11 protein-coding genes are annotated in these 14,200 nt (G+C 72.7%); 6 read left to right on the top strand and 5 right to left on the bottom strand.

Annotation, left to right across the window (positions count from 1 at the left end; translation table 11 throughout):
* The first annotated feature begins 10 nt into the window (after positions 1-10).
* The gene (locus tag OG906_RS15240) at positions 11-763 is read left to right on the top strand and encodes a PaaI family thioesterase (protein WP_329443254.1); all 753 of its coding nucleotides are present in this window, start codon (positions 11-13) and stop codon (positions 761-763) included.
* Between the two features lie 90 nt (positions 764-853).
* Here OG906_RS15240 and OG906_RS15235 read toward each other — a convergent pair whose 3' ends face one another.
* Positions 854-2,155 carry an ADP-ribosylglycohydrolase family protein gene (locus tag OG906_RS15235; RefSeq protein ID WP_329443252.1) on the bottom strand — a complete coding sequence of 434 codons (1,302 nt, stop codon included), beginning with the start codon at positions 2,153-2,155 and terminating at the stop codon, positions 854-856.
* Between the two features lie 242 nt (positions 2,156-2,397).
* On the opposite strand from OG906_RS15235, the gene OG906_RS15230 reads away from it, so the two are divergent.
* Positions 2,398-3,480, top strand: coding sequence for a tyrosine-protein phosphatase (locus tag OG906_RS15230; protein WP_329443250.1), 1,083 nt, complete (start codon positions 2,398-2,400; stop codon positions 3,478-3,480).
* A 94-nt stretch (positions 3,481-3,574) separates the two neighbouring features.
* Here the strand turns inward: OG906_RS15230 and OG906_RS15225 are convergent, their stop codons facing one another.
* From OG906_RS15225 to OG906_RS15215, 3 genes are all read right to left on the bottom strand, one after another.
* The gene (locus OG906_RS15225) at positions 3,575-6,166 is read right to left on the bottom strand and encodes a bifunctional FO biosynthesis protein CofGH (RefSeq protein WP_329443248.1); all 2,592 of its coding nucleotides are present in this window, start codon (positions 6,164-6,166) and stop codon (positions 3,575-3,577) included.
* 40 nt (positions 6,167-6,206) lie between these two features.
* Positions 6,207-6,989 (bottom strand): SDR family oxidoreductase, encoded by a 783-nt coding sequence (locus OG906_RS15220; protein WP_267825446.1) that lies wholly within the window; start codon positions 6,987-6,989, stop codon positions 6,207-6,209.
* A 134-nt stretch (positions 6,990-7,123) separates the two neighbouring features.
* Positions 7,124-7,393 carry a hypothetical protein gene (locus OG906_RS15215; protein WP_329443246.1) on the bottom strand — a complete coding sequence of 90 codons (270 nt, stop codon included), beginning with the start codon at positions 7,391-7,393 and terminating at the stop codon, positions 7,124-7,126.
* A gap of 242 nt (positions 7,394-7,635) precedes the next feature.
* On the opposite strand from OG906_RS15215, the gene OG906_RS15210 reads away from it, so the two are divergent.
* Positions 7,636-9,399, top strand: coding sequence for a lytic transglycosylase domain-containing protein (locus tag OG906_RS15210; protein WP_329443244.1), 1,764 nt, complete (start codon positions 7,636-7,638; stop codon positions 9,397-9,399).
* Between the two features lie 180 nt (positions 9,400-9,579).
* Here the strand turns inward: OG906_RS15210 and OG906_RS15205 are convergent, their stop codons facing one another.
* Positions 9,580-9,783: a cold-shock protein gene (locus OG906_RS15205; protein WP_015610594.1), complete on the bottom strand. Its 204-nt coding sequence runs from the start codon at positions 9,781-9,783 to the stop codon at positions 9,580-9,582.
* Between the two features lie 237 nt (positions 9,784-10,020).
* Between OG906_RS15205 and OG906_RS15200 the strand changes: the two genes are divergently transcribed.
* From OG906_RS15200 to mqnC, 3 genes are all read left to right on the top strand, one after another.
* Entirely contained in the window at positions 10,021-10,884 is an 864-nt protein-coding gene (locus OG906_RS15200; protein ID WP_267798436.1) for a menaquinone biosynthetic enzyme MqnA/MqnD family protein, read from the top strand.
* Between the two features lie 306 nt (positions 10,885-11,190).
* Positions 11,191-12,900, top strand: coding sequence for a serine/threonine-protein kinase (locus OG906_RS15195; RefSeq protein ID WP_329443241.1), 1,710 nt, complete (start codon positions 11,191-11,193; stop codon positions 12,898-12,900).
* Between the two features lie 88 nt (positions 12,901-12,988).
* The gene (gene mqnC / locus OG906_RS15190; RefSeq protein ID WP_053678921.1) at positions 12,989-14,188 is read left to right on the top strand and encodes a cyclic dehypoxanthinyl futalosine synthase; all 1,200 of its coding nucleotides are present in this window, start codon (positions 12,989-12,991) and stop codon (positions 14,186-14,188) included.
* The last annotated feature ends 12 nt before the right edge of the window (positions 14,189-14,200 follow it).

Genomic DNA, 14,200 nt, shown 5'->3' with positions numbered 1-14,200 from the left:
GGGTGACGACATGGGCGACATGAACGGCATGGGGACGATCACGGTTCCGGAGCGGCTGCACGGCTACCCGGGCGTGGCCTTCGGCGGCTACGTGGCAGGGCTGCTGGCCGGCCGGACGGCGCCCGGGGGAACGGCCGTACGCGTCGACTTCCGCAGGCCCGTGCCGACCGGGACGCCGACCCGGCCGACCCCGGACCCGGACGGCGGCACCGCCCTGCTGGACGCCGACGGGACGGTGCTGGCCCGCGCGACACGCGCCGCCCTGCCGCCGACCGGGGACGTGCCGCGGGCACCCTCGCGGGAGGAGGCGCAGACGGCGGCCGACGCCTTCCGGGCGCACCCGCCACAGGGGCAGGCCGACTGCTTCGGCTGCGGTCTGGGCCGCACCCCCGCCACCGGGCTGCGCCTGCACTGCGGGCGGGTGCCCGGCCGGGACCTGGTCGCCGCCGCGTGGACCCCGGGGGACGAACTCGCCGGACCGGACGGGATGTTGCCGCCCGAACTCGTGTGGGGCGCGCTGGACTGCCCCGGCAACGCGGCGGGCCGCCTGCTCGCCCACCGGCCGGCCGGCGCGGTCACGGCGGCCCTGACGGCCCGCCTGCTGCGGCCGGTACCGGTCGGGGGCGCGGGCCTGATCTCGTACGCCTGGCTGCTCGGCGGCGAGGGCCGCAAGTACACGGCGGGCACCGCGCTGACCACGGCGGACGGTGACCTGTGCGCGGTGGCCGAGGCCCTGTGGATCGAGCCGCGCCCCCGGACCTGACGGGGCGCGGGTCCGGGGCGGTTCCTCGGCCCCGGACCCGACCCGACCCACGGTCCGGCCCCGGCTCCTGGGTCCCGCCGGAGGCGCCGGTCAGCCGCGCGGGTAGCGGGCCAGCCAGCCGGGAGCCGAGACCGAGGGGCCGTGCAGGGCGGGCCCCTGTGTCATCTCCAGGGCGAAGTCGTCGGAGAGCTCCAGCATCGTGGACCGCCCCTCCAGGTCGGCCAACCAGGCCGCCGGCAGGGCGGTCTCCCCGTGCAGGGCGCCCAACAGTGCGCCGCACAGGGCGCCGGTGGCGGTGGAGTCCCCGCCGTGATTGACGGCGAGGCGCAGCCCGTGCGGGACGTCCTCGGCCACCAGGGCGCAGTACACGGCCACGGCCAACGCGTCCTCCGCGTCACGGCCGTCGCCCGGGGACAGCGACTCGACCATCTTGGGGCTGGGTTCGCCCAGGGTGACGGCCGAGACGGCCCGCTGGAGGGCGTCCGTGACCGGCTGGTGTTGGGCGCGGGCGCCCAGCAGGCCCAGGGCCCGCTGGATCGCGGCGTCGAGGGACTCGCCCCGGGTCAGCCCGTGGACGATCACGGCGAGCGCCCCGGCCGACAGGAACGCGGTGGGGTGCCCGTGGCTCTGCGCCGCGCACTCCACGGCGAGTTGCAGCACGAGCGCCGGCTCCCAGCCGACCAGCAGACCGAAGGGGGCCGAGCGGACGGTCGCCGCCGCGTCCCGGGCGGTGGGGTTCTTCGGCTGTTCCAGGGTGCCGAGCGTCTCGTCGGCGAAGCCGGTCATGCAGGCCCGGTCCGGGCCGCGGCGGGCGTAGAGCCACTCCTCCTGCGCGAGCCAGCCGTTGTCCTTGCGCCGCTCGTCGGGGCCCCAGTCGTGCTGGGTCGCGGCCCAGCGCAGGTAGGCCCGGTGGACGTCGGTCGGCGGGTGCCAGCCGCCGGTGTCCCGGCGCACGTGGGCCCGTATCAGCCCGTCCACGGTGAACAGCGTGAGCTGGGTGGACGCGGTGACCGTGCCCCGACGGCCGTGGGCGGGGGCGAGTTCGGTCAGCCCCGCCAGGCCGTACGCCTCGCGGATGCCGTCGAGGGAGAGACCCGCGACGGGCGCGCCGAGCGCATCCCCGATGGCGGCGCCGAGCAGGGTGCCGCGCACCCGGCTGCGGAAGTCCTGCTGCTCGACCCGGCCCCAGAGCGCCGGGCGCACGTTCGCGGGAGCCTGGTCCGGGACCTGCGTCTGCGGGGCCCGCGTCCCCGCCTCCCCCGCTTCCTGCGCGGCGGCCTCGGCCGGCGCGGCGGACACGGGCGTGGTCGGCGCCGGTTCCTCCCCCTCCACCGACGTCGCCGCCCCGTTCGTACCGGCGGTTCCCGTGCCGGCCGCGGTCGCGGTCGTCATCGTGTCCATGTTGTCCCCCCAAGCTCTGGCGCGCACTGTAGTGGACAGGTTCGGTCGAATCCGGAAGGAGTAAGTCACGCCGCCCATAAGTGGCCGTAGAACGGCCGGAATATGAATGGTTCCGGACAGGATCTCGCCGGATGAGACAATCGTGGCACGTTTTGCCACTGGCCTCGGAGCCGGTTGTTTTCGGCCACACCGCGTTCACCCGGCGTTGTCCGCGGGCCCACAGCCTCGACGACATGAAGAAGGCACTCCTCGCCGCGACCGTCGTCGCCTCCACGCTCACCGCCTCCCTGGTCGCGGCCCCCGCCGCGACCGCCGCGGGCTGGGACTTCCCCCGGGACGGCCGGCACCAGAACCGTTCCGCCATCCCCTTCACCGAGGCCTCCGTCACCGCCGGCGCCGACGGTGCGTTCACCCTCCGGTGGAGCGCCCGCGGCACCGGGCACGTCGAGATCAGGGCGAACGGCAAGGTCGTCGCCCAGGGCGGCTCCCGAGGCCGGGCCGTGGTCAGGGGACTGCCCGCCGCCGACCGCCAGTGGTTCGACTTCAAGCCGGAGCGAGGCCAAGGCCTGCGCCTCGCCGATCGCCTCGTGCGACTGGAGGGAACGGCCAACTTCCGCGACGCCGGCGGCTACCGCACCACCGACGGCCAGTGGGTCAAGATGGGCGAGATCTACCGCTCCGACGCCCTGGCCAAGCTCACCGACAACGACCTCGCCACGCTCGGCCGGCTGGGCGTGAAGACCGTCTTCGACCTGCGCATGACCGACGAGCGCACCAAGGACGTCGACCGCGTGCCGGCCGGCGCGAAGTACGTCGTCGCCGACGTCTTCGCCGGCTCCGGCTCCTTCCAGGCCCTGCCGAAGACCCCCGACGAAGCCGTCAAGGCGATGATCGACGCCGAGAAGAGCATGGTGTCCGGCGAGGGCGGCCGGAAGGCGTACGGCCAGGTCTTCCAGGGCATCGGGACGGACCGCGCCCGCGCCGTCCTCTTCCACTGCACCGCCGGCAAGGACCGCACCGGCTGGTCGAACGCCGCCCTGCTCACCGCCCTCGGCGTCCCGCGCGAGACCGTGCTGGCCGACTACCTGGCCAGCAACGACTACCGCAAGGCCGCCAACGACGCGATCCTGTCGCACCTGCCGCCGCAGCAGGCCGCCGTCTACAAGCCCATGCTCGACGTGCGCCCCGAATACCTCAACGCCGGCTACGACGAGGTCCGGGCCGCGTACGGATCCTTCGACCGCTACCTCGACAAGGGCCTCGGCATCGACCGCCGCGAACTGCGGGAGCTTCGCGAGGACCTCCTCGTCGGCTGAGCCCGCACCCCGCTCGGCAGCGCCGCGGGCAACGGGGCCCGACCCGGATCCCTCCCGGTCGGGCGCCGCGCCGCGTCGTCGTCCCCGCTCCGGCCTACTCCGCGATCGGCAGCAGCTCCGGCAGGTGCCCGTCCGAGGCCCCGGCCGCCCGCTGCCGCTCCTCGGGCACCTCCCCGTACAGCGTCGTACGGGCCTTCGCCGGCCGGCCGGCCGCCTCCGCGACCGCGATCAGGTCCCGCACCGACTTGTACGAGCCGTAACTCGACCCTGCCATGCGGGAGATGGTCTCCTCCATCAGCGTCCCGCCCAGGTCGTTCGCACCCGACCGGAGCATCTCCGCCGCACCCTCCGCACCCAGCTTCACCCAGCTCGTCTGGATGTTGGTGATGTGCGGGTGGAGCAGCAGCCGGGCCATCGCCGTCACCGCCCGGTTGTCGCGGACCGTCGGACCGGGCCGGGCGATCCCCGCCAGGTACACGGGCGCGTTGGTGTGGATGAACGGGAGCGTCACGAACTCCGTGAACCCCTCCACGCCCTTGGCCACCGCGTCCTGCTGGATCCGGGCCAGTGTGCGGAAGTGCCCCAGCCAGTGCCGAGGCTGGTCCACGTGCCCGTACATCATCGTCGACGAGGACCGGATGCCCAGCTCGTGCGCCGTGGAGACGACGTCGATCCAGTCCGCCGTCGGCAGCTTGCCCTTGGTGAGCACCCAGCGGACCTCGTCGTCCAGGATCTCCGCCGCCGTCCCCGGAATGGAGTCCAGCCCGGCCTCCTTGGCCGCCGTCAGCCAGTCCCGCACCGACATCCCGGTGCGGGTGGCGCCGTTGACGACCTCCATCGGCGAGAAGGCGTGCACGTGCATGCCGGGAACCCGCTCCTTCACCGCCCGCGCGATGTCGAAGTACGCCGTCCCGGGCAGGTCCGGGTGGATGCCGCCCTGCATGCAGACCTCGACCGCGCCCACGTCCCAGGCCTGCGCCGCCCGGTCCGCGACCTGGTCCAGCGAGAGCGTGTACGCGTCCGCGTCCGTCCGGCGCTGCGCGAACGCGCAGAAGCGGCAGCCGGTGTAACAGACGTTGGTGAAGTTGATGTTCCGCGTGACGATGTACGTGACCTCGTCACCCACCACCGACCTGCGCAGGTCGTCCGCGATCCGGCACAGCGCGTCCAACGCCGGGCCGTCCGCGTGCAACAGGGCGAGGGCCTGCTCGTCGGTCAGCGCCGTCGGGTCGTCCGCCGCCCGGGCGAGGGCCGCCCGGACGTCCGTGTCGATCCGCTCCGGGACCATTCCGGGCGCCGCGGCCTCCCGCAGGGCGTCCCAGTCCCCGTAGACGTGGTCGAAGTCCTCGCGCCGGTCGCCCGTACGCCCCTCGGTGTCGATCGCGGTGTGCAGGTCGGTGCGCCCGTACGCGGCGAAACCCTCGTCGGGCTCCTGCCACGGCCGGCCCTCGACCGCGGCCGTCTCGTCCGCCAGCCCCGTCCCCGCGTCGGCCAACGCCCGCACGTGCGGCAGCAACCGGGGATCGAGCCACGGCTCCCCGCGCTCCAGGAACTCCGGATAGATCGTGAGGCGCTCGCGCAGCTCGAAGCCGGCGGCGGCCGTCCGCGCGGCCAGCTCCTCGATGTGCGGCCAGGGGCGCTCGGGATTCACGTGGTCGGGCGTCAGCGGCGACACCCCGCCCCAGTCGTCGATGCCCGCGCCGATCAGCAGCGCGTACTCCTCGTCGACCAGGTTCGGCGGGGCCTGGATGCGGGCCGACGGGCCGAGCAGGTGCCGGGCCACGGCGATCGCGGCCGCCAGCTCCTCCAACTCCGCGTCGGGCATGCCGCGCATGGCCGTGTCCGGCTTCGCCCGGAAGTTCTGGACGATCACTTCCTGGATGCCGTGGTAGCTGCGCTGGATCCGCCGCAACTCGAAGAACGCGTCGGCGCGCTCCTCGTAGGTCTCCCCGATGCCGATCAGCACCCCGGTCGTGAACGGGACGTTGGAACGCCCCGCGTCCTCCAGCACCCGCAACCGGACCGCCGGCTCCTTGTCCGGGGAACCGTGGTGCGGGCCTCCGGGCTCGGACCACAGGCGGGTCGCGGTGGTCTCCAGCATCATCCCCATCGACGGCGCGACGGGCTTCAGCCGCTGGAGCTCGGACCACGACAGGACACCCGGATTGAGGTGCGGGAGCAGACCCGTCTCCTCCAGGACCCGGATCGCCATCGCCCGCACGTAGGCCAGCGTGTCGTCGTAGCCGTGCGCGTCCAGCCACTCACGGGCCTCGGGCCAACGGTCCTCGGGGCGGTCCCCGAGGGTGAACAGGGCTTCCTTGCAGCCCATCGCGGCACCCTTGCGCGCGATGTCGAGGACCTCGTCGGGCGAGAGGTACATCCCGTGGCCGTCCCGGCGGAGCTTGCCGGGCACCGTGACGAACGTGCAGTAGTGGCACTTGTCGCGACAGAGTCGGGTGAGGGGGATGAACACCTTGCGCGAGTACGTGATGACACCGGGCCGCCCGGCGGCGTCGAGCCCGGAGTCCCGCACCCGCGCGGCGGAGGCGGCGAGGTCCTTCAGGGACTCGCCGCGCGCCTGGAGGAGCACGGCCGCCTCGGTCGCGTCGAGCGCGACGCCGTCGCGGGCCCGCCGGAGCGCACGGCGCATCGCGTTGTCGGTCGGGGCGTCACTCGGAGTGGTCATGGCCCGAGCATACGATCCACCGATCCGGCGGTGGAGGGGGTCATCGCATCAGCTCACCGGCGTTGACCAGCAGAGACTGGCCGGTTATCGCCCGTGCCCGGTCCGAGGCCAGGAACGCGGCGGCGTCCGCGACGTCCCCGTCCGTCGCGAGATCGGGCAGCGCCATCCGCTCGGTGAGCCGGGCCCGCACCTCCTCCTCGGGCACCCCCTCGCCGTGCGCGGTAAACGTGACGAACGCCTGCACCGGCGGCCCCCACATCCAGCCCGGCAGCACGGTGTTGACCCGGATCCGGTACGGCCCGAGCTCCCGGGCCATCGAGTACATGGCGGAGGTCAGCGCCCCCTTGGAGGCGGCGTACGCGGCCTGCTGCACCTGCGACGGACTCGCCACCGCCGACTGCGTCCCGATGATCACGACGGAGCCGCCGGCCCGCTTCAGCGCGGGAAGGCAGGCCCGCGTCATGCGCAGGGTCCCCAACAGGTTCACGTCCAGGATCTGCTGCCAGGTCCCGAAGTCGGCGTCCTCCAGACCACCGAAGTACGAGTCCCAGGCCGCCACGTGCACCACCGCGTCCACCCCGCCGAACCGCTCCTCGGCGAGGGCCACCAGGGCCTCGCAGCGGGCCTCGTCGGTGATGTCGGTCGGCAGGTACGCGGTGTGCGCCCCGTCCGGGTCGATCTCGGCGGCGGACTTGACCAGGTTCGCCTCGGTCCGCGCCCCGAGCACGGCGTTCCCGCCGTCCCGCACCACGGTGGCGGCCACCTGGTGCCCCAGCCCGGCACCGACCCCGGACACGATGACGGTCTTCCCTCGCAGCAGCATGGCGCGCCCTCCAGGCCGGTGATGCCGGCTCAGCAGATCTGACGGGGCGTCAGGGTAGGGCGTGGGGCCGGGGATGGGAAGAGAGGGAGGGGGGTGCCCTCCGGACCCGTCCTCCTCGACCGCGGGGCGCGCCGTCAGGGCCTCGTGTTCGCCGCCACCAGGTCGCGGAAGGCCCTCGGGTCGATCGAGGCGATGCCCTTCCCGGAGGACACGTCCACCTCCCTGTCGTCGGACCGCCCGTCGGACCGCCCGGCGGGCGCTCCCGAGGCCTGTGCCGACCCCCTCCGCGCGTCCGTCCCCGTCGCCATGGCGTGGACACCGCCCCCCACCGCCACGCCCAGGACGGCGATCAGCGCACCGCCGAGGAGCAGGGGGCGCCGGTGCATCGTGTTGCCGACTGTCATGGAAACCAGGCTAAGAGCGAAGAGGCCACCCACACCGGGTCATTGGGGTGTTTCGGGCCGGCTCGAAGGGCCCGCGCCGACCCTGCCGGTCGTCCCGACCGAACGAACGACGAAACCGAGACGAATGGTGTGTCATATCTGCCCGGGCCCCGGTGAGTCGCGTCCGAATACCTGATAGACAGAAGATTCACGGCTCGACCAGCCGCACGTACTGACGGCCGCCTCGGGGGGATCGCCGCACTGTGAAGCCGCTTCACCGTCATGTAGTCAACACCTCACGCAAGGTCCTGTGCACGGCCGCGCTCGCGGCCAGCCTGACCACCGCCGCCGTCGTGACCAACCCGTCGACCGCCGGCGCGGGCGAATCCGAACCGACACCGGACAGCCCCCAGGCCGCCGACCGCGGCGACGCCCGGCTGGACCTGCCCGAAGACCTCGCGAACCCGCAGCCACCCGCGACCGCGGGCACCCCCGAGAGCGCGAGCGGCATACCGGGAACGGCCCTCGACGCCTACAAGCGCGCCGAGGCGGCCGTGGCCGCCGCGCTCCCCAACTGCAAGCTGCCCTGGCAGCTGGTGGCGGGCATAGGCCGGGTCGAGTCCGTGCACGCCTCCGGCTACGGGCTCAAGTCCGACGGGTCCACCGAACGCCCGATCCGCGGCCCCCGCCTGGACGGCAACGGCTTCGCCCAGATCAAGGACACCGACAAGGGCCAGTGGGACGCGGACACCGAGTACGACCGCGCGATCGGCCCGATGCAGTTCATCCCCGAGACCTGGAAGACGTACGGCGCCGACGGCAACGGGGACGGCCAACGCGACCCCAACAACATGTACGACGCGGCGCTGGGCACCGGCCTCTATCTGTGCGCGGGCGACAAGGACCTCTCGGACCCGGCCAAGCTCGACGCCGCGCTCCTCAGCTACAACAGTTCCCGCGAGTACGTGAACACCGTCCTCGGGTACATGCGCCAGTACCAGGAAGGCGGCGTCGCCGGGGTCCCGAACCCGCCCGTCGGCACCTACCCGACCCCGCCCACGACGGGCACCCTGCCCATCCCGCGGCAGCCGGTCACCCGGCCCCCGGCCACGAGGCCGCCGACGGGCGGCACCCCGCAGAAGCCGCCGACCAAGCCCACGACCCCGCCCACCAAGCCGACGACCCCGCCGACCAAGCCGCCCACCAAGCCGGAGCCGCCGGTCGCGCGCCTCGCGAAGCTGTCGCTGATCGGCGAGGCGGAACTGAAGGCCGAGGTCGGGAGCGCCTTCACCCCGACCCTGAAGGTCAAGGCGCTGCTCACCGACGGCAAGCCGGCCGCCGGCCGCCAGGTCGTGCTCGCCGTGGAACCGGACGACACCACGGGCGGCACCGTCTTCCGGGCCGCCAAGAAGAACTCCGTGGTCGTCACCACCGACGCCCAGGGCATCGCGACCGTCCCCGAGCTGACGGCCGGTCCGAAGCCGGGCACGTTCTCCTTCCGGGCCACGGCCTATGACATGACGAGCCAGTTCACGGTGATGCTGAAGGGCACCGTCCTGGCGAAGCCCGCCGCGGACCTGCTGGTCCGCGTGGACAGCGGCGCCGACAAGCCGCTGGAAGTCGTCACGGGCACGAGCTTCAAGGGCGTGGAGCTGCTGGCCACCGCCAAGGGCAAGCCGATCGCCGGCACCAAGGCCGTCGCGGGCCTGGTCGTGAAGGACGAGGCCGCGGGCGCGTGGGTCCCGGTGGACCCGAAGACCGCGAAGGGCCCGTACTTCAAGGGCAAGGACGGCGAGAAGCTGACCACCCTGGACCTGGCCCCGACGGGCGCCGACGGCAGGATCGCCCTGCCGGAGCTGTTCACCGACGGCGTGGCCCCGGGCACCTACCAGGTGCGCGTGCTCACCCCGGAGAAGGTCGAACTCGTCCTGACGCTCAAGGTCGACGCCGCTCCGACGGTGCCGCCCACGACGCCGACGGCGCCTGCGAACCCGACGCCCACGACCCCGACGACGGCGAAGCCGTAACAACGGGCCCCCCGAACAACGCCGCTGCCCCGGTCACCGTCGAACGGTGACCGGGGCAGCGGCGTTCCCCCCTCGCGGGGGAGAGGGGAAAGGCAGGAGCCCCGCCGCCTCCGCTCGCACGGAGGAGGCAGGGCTCCTTGGGTACTGCTTAATCCAACCGCGATCCGGTCGGCCAGGCGACTAGGCCGGGATGACGTTCTCCGCCTGCGGGCCCTTCGGACCCTGCGTGACGTCGAAGGTGACCTGCTGGTTCTCCTCGAGGGAGCGGAAGCCAGAGGCATTGATCGCGGAGTAGTGGACGAAGACATCCGGGCCGCCGCCGTCCTGGGCGATGAAGCCGAAGCCCTTTTCAGCGTTGAACCACTTCACGGTTCCGGTAGCCATGAGCCCTCCTATGGGCCAAAGGGTCGCCCTGCTCCAGAACCTGCTAAGAAGTCTGAAAACTACAAAAGCCTGCGGGTCACATTCTCCGCAGGCCTCGTACTGCAAGGGAAACCAAACTGCAACTTGCGTCGAGCCTAGCATGCACCCTGCGGCCGAGACCAGAGGGAAAGATCACGTCACCCGGACGTTTGAGACCCGCCCGATCGCTGACGCGGAGCCGGGGGCTAGTCTCGCGATGTGGACGTCTATCGCAGCCGGCCCCGCGTCGGCCACATCCAGTTCCTGAACTGCCTGCCCCTCTACTGGGGGCTGGCCAGAACCGGCACGCTGCTGGACCTGGAGCTGACCAAGGACACCCCCGAGAAACTGAGTGAACGGCTCGTCCGGGGCGACCTGGACATCGCTCCGATCACGCTCGTCGAGTTCCTCCGCAACGCCGACCAACTCGTCGCCTTCCCCGACCTCGCGGTCGGCTGCGACGGCCCGGTGATGTCCTGCGTGATCGTCTCGCAGGTCCCGCTCGACCGGTTGGACGGAGCCCGCGTGGCTCTCGGATCGACCTCCCGGACGTCCGTACGGCTGGCCCAGCTGCTGCTCGCCGAGCAGTACGGAGTGCGGCCCGACTACTACACCTGCCCCCCTGACCTGGGGGTGATGATGCAGGAGGCCGACGCGGCGGTGCTGATCGGGGACGCCGCGCTGCGCGCCTCCCTGCACGACGCGCCCCGGCTCGGCCTCGCCGTGCACGACCTGGGGCTGATGTGGAAGGAGTGGACCGGGCTGCCGTTCGTCTTCGCCGTCTGGGCCGCCCGCAAGGACTACCTCGCACGCGAACCCGTCGTCGTGCGCAAGGTCCACGAGGCGTTCCTCGCCTCCCGGGACGTCTCCCTGGAGGAGGTCACCAAGGTCGCCGAGCAGGCCGCCCGCTGGGAGGCGTTCGACGCCGACCTGTTGGAGCGCTACTTCACGACGCTCGACTTCCGCTTCGGTCCGGAGCAACTCGCCGGCGTCCGGGAATTCGCGCGCCGTACGGGATCGGCGTCGGGGTACGCGGCCGATGTCGAGGTGGAGCTCCTGAAGGTGGCCGTACCGGAGCATTGACGCGCCTTATGCCCCCGGCGCGAGTTCCGCATCCCGGAAAGGGGAATGTTCCGTTTACCGGGAATTCGTTCCCCTTTCGCATTTCCGTCCGCAGATGGAACGGCCGACGGAACGGTCGACGGAACGGCCTGCGGAACAAAGGGGCCGAGACCGGTGCGCCGACGCATTCGGCGGGGATCGAACCACCCGTCCCCGCCGTTGTGCCGTAGTACTCCGGACACGATGGAAGCTCCCCGGCCGGCGGTGGACACCCCTAAGGTGCTGGTTGACCGTCAGCGATCCACGAACCTCGGGGAGGGGGACGCGATGCAGCCGCTCGAAGCGGGCGAACCGCGGACCATCGGCGCCTACCGGCTGCTCGGACGCCTCGGCGCGGGCGGCATGGGTCGGGTCTACCTGGGGCGCAGCGCGGGCGGCCGGACCGTCGCCGTGAAGATCGTCCACCCCCACTTCGCCTCCGACGAGGAGTTCCGCGCCCGCTTCCGCCGCGAGGTCGCCGCCGCGCGCCGGGTGGGGGGCGAGTGGACCGCGCCCGTCCTGGACGCGGACCCGGAGGCCCCGGTGCCGTGGGTGGCCACCGGCTACGTCGCGGGCCCGTCGCTGGACCGGGCCGTGGCGGGCTACGGGCCGCTGCCCGAGCATTCGGTTCGGGCCGTCGGGGAGGGGCTGGCCCGCGCGTTGGTGGCGGTGCACGGGCTGGGGCTCGTCCACCGGGACGTGAAGCCGTCGAACGTGATGCTCACCCTCGCGGGCGGTCCGACGGGCGGACCGCGCCTGATCGACTTCGGGATCGCCCGCGCCTCGGACGGCGCCGCCGCGCTGACTTCCACCGGCGTCTCCGTGGGCTCGCCCGGCTACATGTCGCCGGAACAGATCCTCGGCAACCCCGTCACGGGGGCGGCGGACGTGTTCTCGCTGGGCGCGGTCCTGGTCTTCGCCGCGACCGGCCGGGCCCCTTTCAGCGGGGACAACTCCGCGACCCTCCTCTACAAGGTGGTCCACGAACCGCCGGACCTCGGCGGGATCGGGCCCGGACCGCTGCGGGACCTGATCGCGGCCTGCCTGGCGAAGTCGCCGGCCGCCCGACCCGCGCCGGCGGTGATCGCGGCCGCGCTGGACGGCGCCCTGGGGGTGTCGGGCTGGTTGCCGACCCCGCTGGTCGAGGAGGCCAACCGCGCCGCGGTGGCCCTGCTGGACCTGGACGAGGCGCTGCCGGAGTACCCCTCGGGTCCGGTGCCGTTCACCTCGTCCTCTTCTTACGGCGAGCAGCGGGTGGCCGTCGGGGCGCCGGACGGCTTCCCCGGCGGCGGCACCACTCCGTACGGGCCGGCGTACGGCGCGGAGGCCGGCGCGGGCGGGGCGGGGTACGGCGGCGGCGTGCCCGGGCCGCGCACCGCGTCCGACGCCGACGGGCGGCGGGTCTCCGTGCGCGCGGCCGGCCGGCGGTTCAGCTGCACCGTGGTCCTCGCCGCGGCGGCCGTGCTGGGCGTGCTGTCGGGCGGGCTGTACGGACTGGACCTGCTGCCCTGGCAGTCGGGCGGGAACCGGGACCTGGCGACCGGTCCGCCGCCCTCCTCCCCGCGTCCGGCCGATTCGGCGCCCGCCACGGGGCCCACCGCGAGCACGGGCGGCGCGACCCCGTCCCCGGGGGCCCGGGACACCGTGCCCCAGGGCCTGGCCGGCACCTGGAAGGGCACGGTCACCACGGCCCGCCTGGGCGTCTCCAGCGCGTTCGAGATCACCATCAGCGGCGGCCGGATCGGCCAGGTCGTCGCGAGGGACAAGTCGGTCCTGCCCGTCCTCGGCACCGATTGCAGCGGGGACTGGAAGCTGCGCGCCGCCACCGACCGTTCGCTGGTCCTCGACACGACGGACGGCCCCAACCCGGCGCCCGGCGTGTGTTCCGACGGCTCCGCCGACGAACGCTTCACCCTGAACGCGAACGGGACCCTGCACTACCGGTCCGGGGACGCGGCGGCGGGCAACCCCGAAGGCGATCTGACCCGAGAGCGCTGACCCGCGCACCCCTGAACGGACCCGAGGACCGCCGGCGTACGCTGGATCGGTCCGGACCCTTGACACACCGCCGAAAGGTGACGCACCGGTGACCGACCAGGCCGCTCTCCAGTCTGTCCTCGACCGAGCCGCCGCAGGGGGCCGGATCACCCAGGACGAAGCGCTCGACCTCTACCGGCACGCCCCGCTGCACGCGCTCGGCCAGGCCGCCGACGCCGCGCGCCGGCTGCGCTACGCGGGTACGGAGCACATCGCGACGTACATCATCGAGCGCAACATCAACTACACCAACGTGTGCGTCACGGCGTGCAAGTTCTGCGCGTTCTACGCCGCCCCGAAGGACACCAAGAAGGGCTGGTCCCGCGGCCTCGACGACATCCTGCGCCGCTGCGCGGAGACCGTGGAGCTCGGTGGCACGCAGATCATGTTCCAGGGCGGTCACCACCCGGACTACGGCGTCGAGTACTACGAGGAGCACTTCTCCGCCATCAAGAAGGCGTACCCGCAGCTGGTCATCCACTCCCTCGGCGCGTCCGAGGTCGAGCACATGGCCCGCATCTCGGGCGTCTCGGCGGAGGAGGCGATCCAGCGGATCCACGCCGCCGGCCTCGACTCCTTCGCGGGCGCCGGCGCCGAACTGCTGCCGGCCCGCCCGCGCAAGGCCATCGCCCCGCTCAAGGAGTCCGGCGAGCGCTGGCTGGAGATCATGGAGATCGCCCACAAGCTGGGTGTCGAGTCCACCTCCACCATGCTGATGGGCACGGGCGAGACCAACGCCGAGCGCATCGAGCACATCGCGATGATCCGCGACACGCAGGACCGCACCGGCGGCTTCCGCGCCTTCATCCCGTACACGTACCAGCCCGAGAACAACCACCTCAAGGGCCGGACCCAGGCGACGATCTTCGAGTACCTGCGCATGATCGCGATCGCGCGGCTCTTCCTCGACAACATCGCGCACATCCAGGGCTCCTGGCTGACGGTCGGCAAGGAAGCGGGCCAACTGTCGCTGCACTACGGCGCGGACGACCTCGGCTCGATCATGCTGGAGGAGAACGTGGTCTCCTCGGCCGGTGCCAAGCACCGCTCCAACCGCATGGAGATCATCGAGCTGATCCGCAAGGCGGGCCGCACGCCGGCGCAGCGCGCGACGACGTACGAGCACCTCGTGGTGCACGACGACCCGGCGAACGACCCGGTCGACGACCGCGTCGTCTCGCACATCTCCTCCACCGCCATCGAGGGCGGCACCGCGCACCCCGAGCTGAAGCTCATCTCCTCGAACTGACGCCGCCGAACC

It is taken from the genome of Streptomyces sp. NBC_01426, from assembly GCF_036231985.1.
In the GTDB taxonomy this organism is placed as follows: domain Bacteria; phylum Actinomycetota; class Actinomycetes; order Streptomycetales; family Streptomycetaceae; genus Streptomyces.
This window is presented reverse-complemented; position numbering and strand designations above follow the sequence as displayed.